Raw genomic sequence first — 14,400 nt, 5'->3', positions numbered from 1 at the left:
GTCATTACTTAAGCACTAATGACGGGCTGGTAAAGCAAATCACGGGTTTTCACCATTGCTGAGACCAGTTGATCCATTTCCGCTTCTGTGTGTAAGGCATTAGCGGTAATGCGGAGGCGTGGTTTAGCAATAAACCAAATCGGAGAAACCCAAATATTATGATCGGCAAGGAGAGTGCGTCCGAAGTGTTTGGGATTAATTTCTGGTGGGAGTAAAACAGGAATCACATTGGTTTCCCCGATCGCGTCAAACCCAGCTTCTTGCAAGCGCGATCGGAGGTAGTGGGTATTGTATTTTAGTTTTTTCACCAGTTGCGGGTTACCGCGCACTTGACGAATACTTTCTAAAGCAGCAGCCGTGGTCGGTGCGGGGAGAGAAATCGTTCCAATGGAGGTAGGAGACACATTTAAAAGCGGGATGAGCTCAGGAACATGAGAACTAATCGCAGCCCCTGCTGATGCAGCAAATTTAGAAAATGTGGTCATGACCAGAGGATTGACACCGCGCTTAATCACGTCTTCAGGCGTTATGTGAAAATGCTCAAAAATCCCGTGTCCCGTTTCTCCAATTGCTCCACTGGCATGAGCTTCATCTAAAAATAAAACACTATCGGGATAATCGGACAAAACCTCAACCATGTCTGGTAACGGTGCAATATCTCCATCCATAGAGAAAACCGTATCTGTGACCACTAAAATCCTGTCATCAGGACGAGCATAGCGTTTTAACTTTCGGGCTAAATCTTGAGTGTCACAATGGCGATAGGCCTTAACTCGAACTTTCGGACTATGACCAAATACTTTTCCCGAGCGGGTATTGGCGTTGACCACTGCTGAAACAATACAACCGTGATTGAGAACATCGGTCATGATTAGCGTTTCTCTGGTATGCTCAAACCCTGGTACTGGGATGGCAAGATGACAAAAAGCATCTGCTAACGCCTGAGTTGCCATCCAAGCATTTAAAAATAATTGAGTATGGGGAAGTCCTTTAAACGCAGAAATTTCTTCTTCTAACTCCCGATGTAAATCAATGCGTCCACTTAATACAGAACAAGAACTATTGGATGTTCCATAACGATGAATCGCATTAATTGCTGCGTCCTTGACTGCAGGATTTTGGACTAATCCCAAGACATCATTGGTACAGAACGTGAGAACGGTTTGTCGAGTCCCATCCTTAGCGTGTTCAATCTCGACAAAGTTTCCTTGTTTACTATGGCAGATGTACTCATCGGGAGCAAGCCCACTCTGATACCAGCGCTGGACATATTCTTTGACAGTTTGCACGAGTTCACTCCTCTCTCCTTGGTTTAAATAGCGACGACGGTTTGAGTCAGTCGATTGAAGGGTATATTCCTAGCCAGATTGTAGCAGGGGAGGTAAATGACCTCCATGCTTACAAATATTCTTTCTTTTGATAGTTTTCTCATCTTTCAATTATTGCTTCAATCCCCACTGTTGCGCTACTCAATCAGTTTAAAAAAATATGGTAAATTATCTCATCACTGGAACGAATCGTGGCATTGGCTTGGAATATTGCAAACAGCTAAAAGCCAAAGGAGAAAGGGTAATTGCGGTTTGTCGTGAACCCAGCGCAGAATTGAAAAGTCTCGATGTCCAAATTGAATCAGGAATTGATGTTACCTCGGATGCTTCTGTTGCGGAACTGGCAAAACGCCTACAAGGAACAAGCATTGATGTCTTGATTAATAATGCGGGAATTATTGAAGCGAACTCCCTCGATGATTTAGATTTTGAAAGTTTGGAACGTCAATTTCGGGTGAATGCAGTCGCCCCATTGCGCGTCACTAAAGCCTTGTTACCCCTAATTCCTGAAGGGGGAAAAGTGATTTTAATGACCAGTCGCATGGGGTCAATTGAAGATAATAGCTCGGGGGGCTTCTATGGGTATCGGATGTCAAAAACTGCACTGAGTATGGCAGGAAAATCCCTTTCTGAGGACTTGAAACCTCGTAAAATTGCAGTGGGGATTCTCCATCCAGGCATGGTACAAACTCGTATGACGGGCTTTTCTGGCATTACTACGAGCGAATCGGTAGAAGGATTATTACAACGGATCGAAGAACTTAATTTAAGTAATTCGGGGACGTTTTGGCACGCGAAGGGAGAGGTTTTACCTTGGTAATTTGTTATTAGTCATTAGTCATTAGTCATTAGTCATTAGTTATTAACTGACAGATGGCAAATGACTCAGAAAAAAATAACTAATTACTGCTAGAATTGCATCATAGTTTCCACTAAAATTTTTGTGCCAATTCCCATTAAAATTAAACCGCCAAGGATTTCGACTTTTCCTTGGCACCAATGACCGAAACGATGACCAATAAAGACTCCGAAAAAGCAAAGAATAAACGTAATTAAACCAATTAGGCTTACGGTTAAGGGTAAAGACATTTTAATCACAGATAAGCCCACACCCGCAGCTAGGGCATCAATACTGGTCGCGATCGCGAGTCCTAATAAGGTCGAATTATCTAACGGATTAAAGGGTTCTTCTTCCTCATCTTTTAGGGCTTCGTAAATCATATTTCCCCCGAGCCAACCGAGGAGAAAAAAGGCAATCCAATGCGCGATCGCGCTAACAAATTCCCGAAATCCTAACCCCATCATCCATCCGAAAATGGGCATCAAGGTTTGAAAAATTCCAAAAAATAACGCAATCTTTAAAGCCTTATTAATTTTAATTCGTTGAATCAGTAAACCACTGGTCAGAGAAACCGCAAGGGCATCAGCAGCTAAGCCAACTCCCATCAAGCTAATTGTTAATAATTGCATAGTTGACGTTGACGATAAAGTTATTAATCTTTATTAATGCAATCTTAGCTTTTTATTTCTTTTCATTTGTTCATAATCAGTTCATATTCTCTTTAAAGTTTTTTCATAATCAATGCGTCATCAGTAATCAGCAGTCACCAACTAATGAAACGGTTCTATTCCCCATATTCCTTGAGAAAAGCCAGAAAATCACTTAAAGCTCTTCGGTTGGATTCACTGGCTTCGAGTTGATACCGTATTTGGAGAATAATCCATCGATTTTGGATTCGAGCTCGGCTAGCCGTTCGTTCTCTTTCCTCAGCTGCTCGGTTTCTTTCTCGATCTGCTGCGCGATCGCGCTGTATTTCTCGGTATCTTCTCTCAATTCTTTCATTCTCTGCTCGTGTCTCTTCTTGTCTTCTTCGTCTCTCTTCCTCGCCTCTTCGTCTCTCTTCCTCGCCTCTTCGTCTCTCTTCCTCGCCTCTTCGTCTGTCTTCTTCAATTCTTCGTCTCTCTTCCTCAATTGCTCTTTCCACTCTTCGTGTCTCTTCTTGTCTTCTTCTTGCTTCATCTTCAGCCAAGCGATTTGTTTCTCCGTTTCGACGGTTCCACTCAACGCCGAAATTAACCACTGCCACCAAGAGGGCTGCCAAGGTGAGTCGGTTGCTCCAGAGTCGGGGTTCGGCAATTTGTCCGAGGATTGTGAAATCTTGCTCATCATAAAATCGTAAAAACGCAACGGCAATGGTCAGTAGAGTTAAGAGGGTTCCTGGGAGAAGAGAAAGAAAATTGAGCAGCACTGAAAGCAGGGATAGTTTCATTTTACAAGCTGGATTCAAGCAAGAATTATTCTACCCTGATGTCGAAAAAGTTTATGGGTCAGTAGTCATTGAAAAATGATCCACTCACGATATGATGGAACTAATCACCGTAATTCCCAGTGAGTTATCGGTGATCCAAAAATGTGCAGCGATCGAGCAAAAAGCAGTAATGGTAGCATCTAAAGCCAAAAAAGCCTCTAAACCCTCCAAATTAGAAGGAATTAAAGAAAATAGTAATTTTTTACGAGAACCCCTCGCCACAGAACTGTTAGAAGACACCACTCACTTCAGCCAAGATGCAGTTCAAATCTTGAAATTTCATGGGTCTTACCAACAAGATAACCGCGACAACCGCCAGAAAGGGCAAGAAAAAGACTATCAGTTCATGCTGCGGACGCGAAACCCAGGAGGCTTCATTCCGCCAGAATTATATTTGACCCTTGATGATCTCTCTAGCGAGTATGGCAACGAAACGCTTCGGGTCACGACTCGTCAGGGCTTCCAGCTTCACGGTATTCTCAAGAAAAATCTGAAAGAAACCATTAATCGGATTGTCCGTAATCTGGGGTCAACCCTCGGAGCCTGTGGCGATTTAAATCGTAACGTGATGGCTCCCCCAGCCCCCTTTAAAGATCGTAAAGAATATCAATATGCTTGGCAGTATGCCGATAACATTGCTGATCTCCTGCGTCCGCAAACGGAAGCCTACTATGAAATTTGGCTCGATGGAGAAAAGTTTCTGAGTGTGGAAGAAGCACCAGAAGTACAAGCTGCCAGAGAACGTAATGGTAATGGCACGATTTTCCATGAAGGGGAAGAACCCATTTATGGGAAATATTATATGCCCCGTAAGTTTAAATGCTGTGTGACAGTACCAGGGGATAACTCCATTGATGTTTATACCCATGATGTCAGTTTGATTGTGATTACCGATGATCAAGGGGAACTAAAAGGGTTTAATGTTCTCGCCGGTGGCGGAATGGGACGCACCCATAATAAAGAGGAAACCTTTGCGCGGATGTCCGATCCCATTTGTTATGTGGATAAAGCCGATGTTTATGATCTGCTAAAAGCGATTGTTGCTACTCAAAGAGATTACGGCGATCGCGTGCAGCGTCGTCATGCGAGAATGAAGTATCTTCTCTATGATTGGGGCGTTGAGAAGTTCCAATCCAAGTTAGAAGAATACTATGGGAAACCCCTGCAACCGTATCAAGATTTACCGCCTTTTGAGTATAAAGATTTTCTCGGTTGGCATGAACAGGGAGATGGCAAACTCTTCTTTGGCTTATCGGTTGAAAATGGTCGCGTCAAAGATGAAGGGAAATTCCGCTTAAAAACCGCCCTGCGGAAAATTGTGGAACAATATCAAGTTCCCATGCGCTTAACCGCAAACCATGACGTGATTCTGTATGAGATCAAGCCTGAAGACCAAAGCGCGATCGAAAAGATTCTCACCGATCATGGCTTAATTACTGATCCCAATAACTTAGACCATCTCTTGCGCTATTCCATGGCTTGTCCTGCACTCCCCACTTGCGGATTAGCGATTACCGAGTCTGAACGCGCTTTACCCAGTATTTTAGACCGAGTTCGTAATGTCTTGAAAAAACTGGGAATGGCAGAACAAGACCTTGTTGTGCGGATGACTGGATGTCCCAATGGTTGCGCCCGCCCTTATATGGCAGAATTAGGGTTTGTGGGTAGTGCGCCGAAAGCCTATCAACTGTGGTTAGGGGGAACCCCCAATCAAACCGCTTTAGCGCGTCCTTATATGGAACGGATGCCCATTGATGAGTTAGAAAGCTATATTGAGCCGATGTTGGCGTTTTATAAAGAGAAACGTCAGAAAGATGAAAGTTTTGGCGAATTTTGCAACCGAGTCGGTTTTGAAGCGATTGAAACCTATGTCAAGAGTTATGAGTTTAAACCGACTAAGACTCCTAGTGCGGGTGGAAAAGGTCGCCGTCATCGCATTAGTGTTTATGAAGGTCTCCACGAACGTCTGAAAGCAGCAGCAGAAAAACGAGGGACAAGTATGACCCAGTTAGTCTCTGAAGCATTGGAACAATATCTGGATGACTAAACTCTGGTCAATCAGTCAGAGAGCCAGCCTCCTAGGGTGGGTATTGCCCACCCTACTATTTTTGGGAGAGCATAATTATAAACAAGTATTACTTAATGATTATCGCTCTGAATTTGTATGTGATGATAAAAGTAATAGGGACAATTAATCAACATTGTTCTAAGTTTTCGATAATAACGAGAGGTCAATTTTATTATGCAGATACAAAATGACCCACTAAAAAAAAACTATCACAAAATTTTAGTAGGCGTTGAACCTGAAGCGGAAGGAAAAGACAAGCTCGATGATTCTAAAGCCCTTTCTCAAGCGATTGCCTTAGCCAAAAAAGATAATAGCTCTCTTTTTATTTTTCATAGTGTTGACTCTTTACTAACCCGAGAAGATGTTTTAGATGGCATTAATGTTGCTGGTCTGTATGCGGGGGAAGCTCTCACTTTATGTGACCAAATGTTAAAAGAAAAAACTGAGGAATTAAAAACTTGGCTCTCTTCCTTAAAAGAGGCTGTAATTGAGGAAGGGGTAAAAGCAGATTATGAGTATGCTGTTGGCGACCCTGGACAATTGATTTGTCAACTCGCTAAAGAACATGGGGTTGACCTCATTGTTGTGGGTCGTCGAGGACGCAGAGGCATGAGTGAAATTCTTCTCGGTAGTGTCAGCAATTATGTTGTCCACCATGCACCCTGTCATGTCCTAGTGGTTCAGCATTAGAACAGATTGTTCTGCAAGCAAAGCTGACGGAAATGATCCCCGCGCTGTTCAAAATTGTCGTATTGATCAAAGCTGGCGCAGGCTGGAGAAAGAAGAACCACTGATCCTTCCTGTTTTTTAACTCGATTGATCCCTTCTTTGACAGCATTTTCCATGGTTTCTACAACTTGATAGGAAGTGTAGCCCATCTCATCGAGCCGTTGGGCAAATTTTGGGGCTGCTTCTCCAATCAGTAAAACCACGCTGGCTTTATTTTTGATCAGTTCACACCAGTCTTGATCATTCCCGGTTTTGGCTTGTCCCCCTGCAATTAAAATGACGGGACTGGGGACAGAGGATAAGCCGACAGTTGCTGCTTCGTAGTTGGTAGCTTTGCTGTCGTTGATGAACGGGACATTCTCGATTTTACAAATCGGTTCCAGGCGATGAGGGACTCCCTGAAAGTTAATAATACTCTGCGCGATCGCGCTTTTCTCTACTCCCGCTAAACGCGCGGCTCCGACGGCTAACAAGAGGTTTTGTAAGTTATGGTCTCCCGCCATGGGAAACTCACTCACCTGAATGATTTTTTCCCCAAACGCAATAATTTCATTTCCTTCAAGATAAATGCCATGACTGGGCTTTCCCAGGAGTTGATCTTTTCCTTTAATACTTGTCCAATGGACTCCTGACCAGTTTTCATTCACTAGATACCGCAGATAAGGATCATCCCCATTCAGAATTTTTAACTGAGCGCGATCGAGCAAAGATTTTTTTATGGCAAAATAATTTTCTAGGGTGTAATGACGTTCTAGATGATCAGGGCTAAAGGTTGTCCAAACCCCAATTTCTGGCGCAAGTTTTTGGGATGATTCAATTTGATAACTGCTAATTTCGGCAATAATCCAATCCCAACTTGTCTCTTTTAAGCCCAATTCACAAGCAGCATTCCCAATATTGCCACAGGAAGGAGCATTTAAGCCAGACCCTTGAAATAAAGCTGAACACAAAGCGGTTGTTGTCGTTTTACCATTTGTGCCTGTAATTCCGACCCAAGGAACGTCTGATAAACTGCGCCATGCTAATTCAATTTCACCATACATGGGGATATTTTCTTCACGGGCGCGAACCAAGATCGGAACATCCCACGGTACACCTGGACTGACAATAATTAAATCTGTTTTTTTTAGGTTATCTAGTGTCGGTGTCTCCTGTAATTTAACCGTAATTTCTTCCTGAGCAAGGTCACGCTGAAGACCTTGCAAGGAGTCAGACATTCCGCGATCGCTGATCATAACATCCCAGCCTTGTTGCTTCAAAAGTCGGGCAGCAGCCACTCCAGAACGTCCGAGTCCAATGACGTATGCTTTCATCCTTTACTGATTAACGTTCAATAGTTTCTCCGATTATATGGGAAATCCCTTCTCTTCCAAAGCGGGAAAAGAAGGGAAAATCTGCCAGATCTCTTAGCGAGGTTTTGTTTTCGGTTTCCTGCTAACCGTTTTTACCTTTAGCCCACAGGTTGCAGTTGCTTTTTCTTCGCTGCTTCTGTAAGGGAAATATTACCGTCATCATCGACATCGACATAAGCGGTATCCCCTTCGCTCAGATCCCCAGAGAGAATGGCTTGAGCAAGGTTATCTTCTAACAAACGCATCAACACACGGCGTAAGGGACGCGCCCCATAACTGACATCATACCCTTCTTCAATGACGCGGTCTTTGAAGCGATCGCTGACTTCTAACTCAACCCCTTGCTGGTCTTTAAGGCGACCACCAATTTCTTTGAGGAGTAAATCAGCAATTTCGCCCACTTCTTCTTTTTGCAGTTGACGGAAGACAATCACTTCATCCACCCGATTAAGAAACTCAGGACGGAAGTAGTTTTTCATTTCTTCTTGGACGCGATTACGGATGCGGGTATAGGTGCTATCACCTTCGCTATCCAATTCAAAACCGAGTCCACCGCCACCTTTTTCAATGACTTGAGAACCGATGTTGGAAGTCATGATAATCAAGGTATTTTTGAAGTCAACTTTGCGTCCTTTCGAGTCGGTGAGATGACCGTCATCTAGAATTTGCAATAAGGAGTTAAAGACATCGGGATGCGCTTTTTCAATTTCATCTAAGAGAACAACGGTGTAAGGACGACGGCGCACTTGTTCGGTCAGGTGTCCGCCTTCATCATAGCCGACGAATCCTGGTGGCGAACCGATTAACTTAGAAACACTTTGGGGATCCATATATTCGGACATATCAAGACGGATCATCGCCTCTTCATCGCCAAACATATATTGCGCTAGGGCTTTGGTTAACTCAGTTTTACCGACACCTGTGGGACCAGAGAAGATAAAGCTCGCGATCGGGCGATCCACATCTTTCATACCGACACGGGCGCGACGAATCGCACGAGAAACAGCACTCACGGCTTCACTTTGACCAATAATGCGCTCATGCAGCGTATCTTCGAGGTGTAACAAGAGTTCGGATTCGGCTTGGGTCATCTTGTTGACGGGAACACCTGTCCAAGAGGAAACAATGCTTGCGACTTCATCTAAGCCAACAACGGGGATTTCTGCAGGGGTTTCAGTTGTGTTTTCTTCTGCTTCTCCTTCCGCGGATTTTTCGGCCATAGACTGACTGAGATGTAAGCGAGAACCAGCTTCATCAATGATATCAATGGCTTTATCTGGCAAGTGCCGATCGCTGATATATCGATCAGAGAGTTTTGCTGCTGCTTCTAAGGCTTCAAGAGAGATTTTAACCTTATGATATTCTTCGTAAGGACTGCGAATGCCTTCTAAAATGTCAATGGTTTGTTCCACAGAAGGTTCATCCACCATAACGGGTTGGAAGCGTCGTTCTAACGCTGCATCTTGCTCAATATATTGGCGATATTCATCCATGGTGGTTGTGCCGACACATTGCAGTTCACCACGGGCTAAGGCGGGTTTCAGGAGGTTGGCTGCATCCATTCCCCCTTCCATGGCTCCGCCACCGATGAGCGTATGGATTTCATCAATGACAAGGATGATATTTCCCGCTTCTTGCACTTCTTTGACGATATTTTTTAACCGTTCTTCAAATTCACCTCGGAAGCGCGTTCCAGCAACCAGTAAGCCCATATCAAGGCTATACACTTGCTTATCTTGCAAGGCTTCTGGTACATCTTGGCGGACAATGCGTTGTGCTAAACCTTCCGCGATCGCGGTTTTTCCCACCCCCGGTTCACCCACCAAAACAGGATTATTTTTGGTTCGACGACCTAAAATCTGAATGGTGCGTTCTACTTCTTGGTCACGACCGATGATCGGGTCAATCTCTTCGTTTTGAGCTTTTTCGGTCAAGTTAATGGCAAAGGATTTTAAGCCATTATCTCCTTGTTGCTGTTGCTGTGGATTAAACCCAAACCGACCTTGACGACGCTCACCCATGCTGGCGGTTGCGGGTGCTGAGGGTTCTTCGTCACCTGAACTGGGGTTATTTAGAGCCTCTTCTAACCGTGCTGCAACTTGCTGGGGATCGGCTCCCAATTGACTCAAGACTTTAGTGGCGACCCCTTCTTCTTGGGTCATCGCCAACAAGATATGTTCGGGTAAAATTGACTGATGGGATTGTTGACGAGCAATTTCTAATGCTTGCTCGAAAATTCGTTTGGCTCTAGGAGTAAACGGAATATTGGCGGGGACATTATCTGAGCCTGATCCCACTAATCCTTCCACCACTTGACGAGCATCCTTGAGTTTGACACCTAATTGACTTAAGATATTGGCTGCATCGCTACTGCCTTCAGCAATGAGACCTAACAGCACTTGTTCGCTACCCACCAGATTTTGCTTCATTCGGCGTGCTTCTTCTTGGGCAAGAACAACGGCTTTGATGGCTTTATCCGTAAAATATTCAAACATAATGACTATCGTTGATAGACTGCTTTCTTAACTTTTCTTATCTATTTGGTTCTACTGTATCCTTCATTGTTATCCATTCACAATGGGAATAGCCGTAACCCTAGGGGGGAATTTTACGATTTGGGACGTTTTTTCCCAATTTTGGTCTTTTTATAGTAAGCATTTCTCGATTTTTACTTTAAGGTAGCAATTGTATCTGTAAGCAAGACAACAATTCGAGGAATGAAAGGGACACTGAAACCAAACTGCACGATCGCGGTGGTGGGCGATATTCATGACCAATGGGAGTTAAAGGATAATGCCTGTTTAGAAGCCCTAGGGGTTGATTTAGCCCTGTTTGTCGGGGATTTTGGCAATGAAGCTGTGGGAATTGTCAAACGAGTTTCTGCATTGCAGTTACCCAAAGCAGTCATTTTAGGCAATCATGATGCTCATTACAGTGCCTCAAAAAAGGGGCGCAAAAAGTGTCCTTATGACCGATCGCGAGAAGATCGGGTGCAACAGCAATTGGATCTCCTTGGGGAAAGTCATGTCGGTTACAGTAAACAAGATTTTCACCCCTGGCATCTGTCTGTGGTGGGAAGTCGTCCTTTTAGCTGGGGCGGATCACAATGGCGGAATGGGGAGTTTTATCAACAACGGTATGGGGTGAATGGCTTTGAAGATTCTACAGCGCGGATGATGGACGCGGTCAACTCAACTGATTATAGGACAACCATTTTTCTCGCCCATAATGGTCCGAAGGGATTGGGGGATCAACCGCATGATTTGTGTGGTCGCGATTGGAAGCCGAGGGGAGGAGATTATGGGGATGAGGATTTGCGATGCGCGATCGCGCAAACCCGTCAACTGGGAAAAAAAATCCCTCTCGTTGCGTTTGGTCATATGCACCACTGCTTGCGACACACTCAGGATTATCAACGCACTGCGGTTGTGGTTGATGAACAGGGAACAGTTTATTTCAATGCTGCTTGTGTTCCACGTTTGATTGAAACTCAAGAAAATGGGCAATATTTACGCAAATTCTTTTTAGTTTCTCTGACTCCTGCTGGTGTTCGTGAAATTCGGCTGGTTTACATGAGAAATAATTTTTCCATCCTGACAGAAGAAATTTTTTATCAAGCGGTAGAAGCCAGAGCAAAGAAACTGCTATCATAGAACTTGAAATTTTGGAGAGGTGGCAGAGTGGTCGATTGCGGCCGACTTGAAATCGGCTGAGCCGAGAGGCTCCGGGAGTTCGAATCTCCCCCTCTCCGTTATCAGTAAAAAGTGCTGACGAAAACGGTTAATTTCGTCACAGTAAACCGCGCAAAATTCTGTAATATTGTAAAGTATCTATACCTAGCAGTGATTCAATTTGATTCTGCAAATCCCTTGCCGTAAAGCAAGAAATCACTCAAGCAAGTTGATTTGATCCAGTGTAGCGATTTATACAAAGAAACTGGCTCGACTGTCAGATCAGCGAAATAATTATTAATATAGCGGTTTAATATGACAGATATAGTGGTGGTTATACAAAAAAGTAGCTCCCAGAGTGAAATTTGGACACGGCTCTTAAGAAGCCAAGGTTTGGTTGTGATTCAAGAATCCCCAGAAGTGAATCTGCGGAAGCTCTTGCAAGAAGCAAGTGAAGCGCATCAAATCTTACCGAAACTCATCATTGTGGAAATGTCGATTGAAAAGCTCAACCCCTATGAGTTTTGTCGGTGGACACACCAGAATCACCCTGATCTGAAAGTAATCCTGACAGCACAAGAAAGGATTCAGGTGTCTGAAATTGAACAGCGATGGGCTAAAAATCAAGGGGCTTACCAACTCTTACCTGGATTTGATTATGGTCATCTCCCTTTGAGCTTGACGCAAGGGATGGAATTGGTTATGCTCGCTCTCGACAAAACAGACTGGGAACCAGCGTCTTTAGTTCCACTTGTAGAAGAATTAACAGCAGAGTTCGGTAACAATGGAGAAGAAAAAACCTTCTTGCAAGCATCAGAAGATGTAGCTGAAGAAACGGCTCTCTCTTCAGAGACAACAGAAACACACCAAGAGTCGGTCGCTGCTTCATCAAGTCATAAAAGACGAGGCTTGAAGGTAAAACCAAAAGTTAAGCGATTTCGTGGGCTTCCCTATTAATTTTCCAGTTTACCAGTTAATTTAGAGGTTGACCTGATCGGTCATAGATGAGAATATCCCAGTTGCCATCAGGATTCGCTTCAAAAGCAATGGTTGAACCGTCTGCACTAATACTCGGACGGCGAACTTGTGCCGATAAATTACTGGTCAAATTACGCAGCGATCGCGTTTCTCGGTTATAAAGAAAAATATCAGACCGTCCTTGGCGGGTTTTGGTAAATGCAATCAAACGCCCGTCTTCGGAAACGGTGGGGTCAAATGCCATTTCATCGAGTGCATTTAATCCAGGAAGGGAAATGAGAGCGCGATCGCGCTGATCATAGAGATAAATATCCTGTGACCCATTGCGATCTGAGACAAACGCCACATAGCGATCCGCAATTTCAGGATGAAACTCGGAAGCAGGAGTATTTAAGCTCTCCGTCCCTTGAGAAAAAGGAATTTTAACAATTTCGGGATAACCGCCACAACTGGCGAATAAGGGACTGAGTAACACACCAGCGAGCAATTTGAAAGGAAAAGAAAGGCTACGGATTGCCATAAATGCGTGTTCCATCTAGGATATCAGGCTCAATTTCCGGGCCACGGTCTAACACTTCCACATCCCATTGACCGCGACGGGCGGTTTCAAACACAATATAACGTCCATCTAAATCAATGTCAGGATTCCGCACCCAATAGCGATAAGAGTCGGTTAAAATTTCCGTTTCTTCCACAATCCGATCATACAGGGCAATTTCAGGGCGACCCTCACGACTGACTAAAAAAACTAAATAACGCCCCGTTCGGCTTAAGCTCGGGCTTTCCGTGAGAACATTTTTAGGATTTAACCCAGGTAGGGGAACATATTGCTCGCGGGATAAATCATACAGTAACACTTGATGGCGACCATTACGGGTTGAAACCCAAGCTAAATATCGTCCATTACCACTCAAACTGGGTTCTTGGTCATTGTAACGACTGTTAATTCCGGTTGTCCCTTCAGGAAGATTTGCCGATCCACAAGCAGATAAAAGGCTGAGTAAACCAACGCTGACACTCAGACTCAGCCAGCGTTTCCAAGTTGCTGTCTGCTTAATAATCAAATTGATTACTGTTGTCGGGATCATCCTCATTTTCTGGGGGATCAATGGGTTTATAATCTACATAATCTTCTTTTGGCGGTGCAGGACGACGACGGGAAGGAGGACGACTCACTGGAGGGCGCGATCGGGTACTCGCTGAACGTCGCTCTCGGCTTTCATCGTCACGGGGACGAGGACGGGGTTTGCGAGAGGTACGAGTTGGCGGATTCGAGTCTTCTCGACGAGACCGAGGTTGACGGGGAGGAATATAATCGTCTCTGTCTTCTTCTACATCCCGACGATCATAAGATTCATTCGGTTCTTCATCATAGTAATAATCGGGGGCGGTGCGAGAACGGGTAGAAGGTTTTCGTTTGCTGCGACTGGAACGGGTTTTGCTAGGACGAGGCGTTTCTTGTTCATAGCCCTCATCATACCGATCGCTGCGAGGAGAACGTTCAACAGTTGTTCCTCGTAACCGACGGCGGGTGTCGGTGGGTTCTTCTTCTTCAAAATAGGGTTCCATGTCATCGATTTCCGCTCGATAAACGCGACTGGTGCGTCGATCTCGGTCAACAGTGGGTGCGCTTCGTTTCGCTTGTTCGGTGGTTGCAGCCCGTAAGCGAATCGTTTCCACGCCAAACGCCACCGCCATCGCCGTGAGCAGAAACTGACCAAACTGCAAAATGGGATCGAGTCGCCACCCTTGGAATAACAAGATAAATCCGCACAGTAGTCCCACCGCAGCAAAAAAGATATCTTGGTCTCTAGAGAGTTCTGGGCGAAACGAACGCATAAAATATAAAGATGCCCCCGCGATCGCGAGAAAGATGCCGAGGATGCTGGCTGAGTTCAGCCCGAAGTTTACCATTGCTCTGCTCCTTGCTTGGGTTTGCCCTGTGCTGATCACATTTTTATCTTA

General features: G+C 44.6%; 13 protein-coding genes and 1 tRNA gene. 6 read left to right on the top strand and 8 right to left on the bottom strand.

What is annotated here, in order from left to right:
* Positions 1–8: 8 nt before the first annotated feature.
* Entirely contained in the window at positions 9–1,289 is a 1,281-nt protein-coding gene (locus tag PCC7418_RS09055; RefSeq protein WP_015225871.1) for an aminotransferase class I/II-fold pyridoxal phosphate-dependent enzyme, read from the bottom strand.
* Positions 1,290–1,488: 199 nt separating this feature from the next.
* Between PCC7418_RS09055 and PCC7418_RS09050 the strand changes: the two genes are divergently transcribed.
* The gene (locus PCC7418_RS09050) at positions 1,489–2,148 is read left to right on the top strand and encodes an SDR family oxidoreductase (protein WP_015225870.1); all 660 of its coding nucleotides are present in this window, start codon (positions 1,489–1,491) and stop codon (positions 2,146–2,148) included.
* 89 nt (positions 2,149–2,237) lie between these two features.
* On the opposite strand, the gene PCC7418_RS09045 is transcribed toward PCC7418_RS09050, so the two are convergent.
* Together PCC7418_RS09045 and PCC7418_RS09040 are read right to left on the bottom strand one after the other, a co-directional pair.
* Positions 2,238–2,798 carry a manganese efflux pump MntP family protein gene (locus tag PCC7418_RS09045; protein WP_015225869.1) on the bottom strand — a complete coding sequence of 187 codons (561 nt, stop codon included), beginning with the start codon at positions 2,796–2,798 and terminating at the stop codon, positions 2,238–2,240.
* Between the two features lie 193 nt (positions 2,799–2,991).
* Positions 2,992–3,498, bottom strand: a complete 507-nt coding sequence (locus PCC7418_RS09040) for a hypothetical protein (RefSeq protein ID WP_041596217.1) — start codon at positions 3,496–3,498, stop codon at positions 2,992–2,994.
* 269 nt (positions 3,499–3,767) lie between these two features.
* Here PCC7418_RS09040 and sir point away from each other — a divergent pair, with 269 nt between their 5' ends.
* Complete coding sequence (gene sir, locus PCC7418_RS09035) at positions 3,768–5,684, top strand: sulfite reductase, ferredoxin dependent (protein WP_041596570.1); 1,917 nt, start codon at positions 3,768–3,770, stop codon at positions 5,682–5,684.
* 195 nt (positions 5,685–5,879) lie between these two features.
* Complete coding sequence (locus PCC7418_RS09030; protein ID WP_015225866.1) at positions 5,880–6,395, top strand: universal stress protein; 516 nt, start codon at positions 5,880–5,882, stop codon at positions 6,393–6,395.
* Here PCC7418_RS09030 and murD read toward each other — a convergent pair.
* Both murD and PCC7418_RS09020 read right to left on the bottom strand, forming a co-directional pair.
* Positions 6,392–7,747, bottom strand: coding sequence for a UDP-N-acetylmuramoyl-L-alanine--D-glutamate ligase (gene murD / locus PCC7418_RS09025; protein ID WP_015225865.1), 1,356 nt, complete (start codon positions 7,745–7,747; stop codon positions 6,392–6,394). The genes PCC7418_RS09030 and murD overlap by 4 nt on opposite strands.
* A 137-nt stretch (positions 7,748–7,884) precedes the next feature.
* Positions 7,885–10,281, bottom strand: coding sequence for an ATP-dependent Clp protease ATP-binding subunit (locus PCC7418_RS09020; RefSeq protein ID WP_015225864.1), 2,397 nt, complete (start codon positions 10,279–10,281; stop codon positions 7,885–7,887).
* A 222-nt stretch (positions 10,282–10,503) separates the two neighbouring features.
* Between PCC7418_RS09020 and PCC7418_RS09015 the strand changes: the two genes are divergently transcribed.
* The 3 genes from PCC7418_RS09015 (at position 10,504) to PCC7418_RS19385 (ending at position 12,414) form a co-directional block, all read left to right on the top strand.
* Complete coding sequence (locus PCC7418_RS09015; RefSeq protein ID WP_015225863.1) at positions 10,504–11,439, top strand: TIGR04168 family protein; 936 nt, start codon at positions 10,504–10,506, stop codon at positions 11,437–11,439.
* Between the two features lie 13 nt (positions 11,440–11,452).
* A tRNA-Ser gene (locus tag PCC7418_RS09010) sits at positions 11,453–11,537 on the top strand.
* 235 nt (positions 11,538–11,772) lie between these two features.
* Positions 11,773–12,414, top strand: a complete 642-nt coding sequence (locus PCC7418_RS19385; RefSeq protein ID WP_015225862.1) for a response regulator receiver domain-containing protein — start codon at positions 11,773–11,775, stop codon at positions 12,412–12,414.
* Positions 12,415–12,430: 16 nt separating this feature from the next.
* On the opposite strand, the gene PCC7418_RS09000 is transcribed toward PCC7418_RS19385, so the two are convergent.
* From PCC7418_RS09000 to PCC7418_RS08990, 3 genes are read right to left on the bottom strand one after another with little or no spacing between them, the layout of a single operon-like run.
* Positions 12,431–12,955 (bottom strand): TolB family protein, encoded by a 525-nt coding sequence (locus PCC7418_RS09000; RefSeq protein ID WP_015225861.1) that lies wholly within the window; start codon positions 12,953–12,955, stop codon positions 12,431–12,433.
* Positions 12,942–13,529 (bottom strand): PD40 domain-containing protein, encoded by a 588-nt coding sequence (locus tag PCC7418_RS08995; RefSeq protein ID WP_015225860.1) that lies wholly within the window; start codon positions 13,527–13,529, stop codon positions 12,942–12,944. The genes PCC7418_RS09000 and PCC7418_RS08995 overlap by 14 nt, the downstream gene beginning before the upstream one ends.
* Positions 13,489–14,349 (bottom strand): Ycf66 family protein, encoded by an 861-nt coding sequence (locus PCC7418_RS08990; RefSeq protein WP_015225859.1) that lies wholly within the window; start codon positions 14,347–14,349, stop codon positions 13,489–13,491. The genes PCC7418_RS08995 and PCC7418_RS08990 overlap by 41 nt, the downstream gene beginning before the upstream one ends.
* Between the last annotated feature and the right edge of the window lie 51 nt (positions 14,350–14,400).

Origin of the sequence: Halothece sp. PCC 7418, from assembly GCF_000317635.1 — a bacterium.
GTDB lineage: Bacteria > Cyanobacteriota > Cyanobacteriia > Cyanobacteriales > Rubidibacteraceae > Halothece.
The sequence above is the reverse complement of the archived record's forward strand: the minus strand, read 5'-3'. Positions and strand labels throughout refer to the sequence as shown.

Coding starts and splice junctions, on each gene's coding strand:
- PCC7418_RS09050 (WP_015225870.1), top strand. CDS start 1,489: ATGGTAAATTATCTCATCACTGGAACGAATCGTGGCATTGGCTTGGAA.
- PCC7418_RS09045 (WP_015225869.1), bottom strand. CDS start 2,798: ATGCAATTATTAACAATTAGCTTGATGGGAGTTGGCTTAGCTGCTGAT.
- PCC7418_RS09040 (WP_041596217.1), bottom strand. CDS start 3,498: ATGATGAGCAAGATTTCACAATCCTCGGACAAATTGCCGAACCCCGAC.
- sir (WP_041596570.1), top strand. CDS start 3,768: ATGGTAGCATCTAAAGCCAAAAAAGCCTCTAAACCCTCCAAATTAGAA.
- PCC7418_RS09030 (WP_015225866.1), top strand. CDS start 5,880: ATGCAGATACAAAATGACCCACTAAAAAAAAACTATCACAAAATTTTA.
- murD (WP_015225865.1), bottom strand. CDS start 7,747: ATGAAAGCATACGTCATTGGACTCGGACGTTCTGGAGTGGCTGCTGCC.
- PCC7418_RS09020 (WP_015225864.1), bottom strand. CDS start 10,281: ATGTTTGAATATTTTACGGATAAAGCCATCAAAGCCGTTGTTCTTGCC.
- PCC7418_RS09015 (WP_015225863.1), top strand. CDS start 10,504: ATGAAAGGGACACTGAAACCAAACTGCACGATCGCGGTGGTGGGCGAT.
- PCC7418_RS19385 (WP_015225862.1), top strand. CDS start 11,773: ATGACAGATATAGTGGTGGTTATACAAAAAAGTAGCTCCCAGAGTGAA.
- PCC7418_RS09000 (WP_015225861.1), bottom strand. CDS start 12,955: ATGGCAATCCGTAGCCTTTCTTTTCCTTTCAAATTGCTCGCTGGTGTG.
- PCC7418_RS08995 (WP_015225860.1), bottom strand. CDS start 13,529: ATGAGGATGATCCCGACAACAGTAATCAATTTGATTATTAAGCAGACA.
- PCC7418_RS08990 (WP_015225859.1), bottom strand. CDS start 14,349: ATGGTAAACTTCGGGCTGAACTCAGCCAGCATCCTCGGCATCTTTCTC.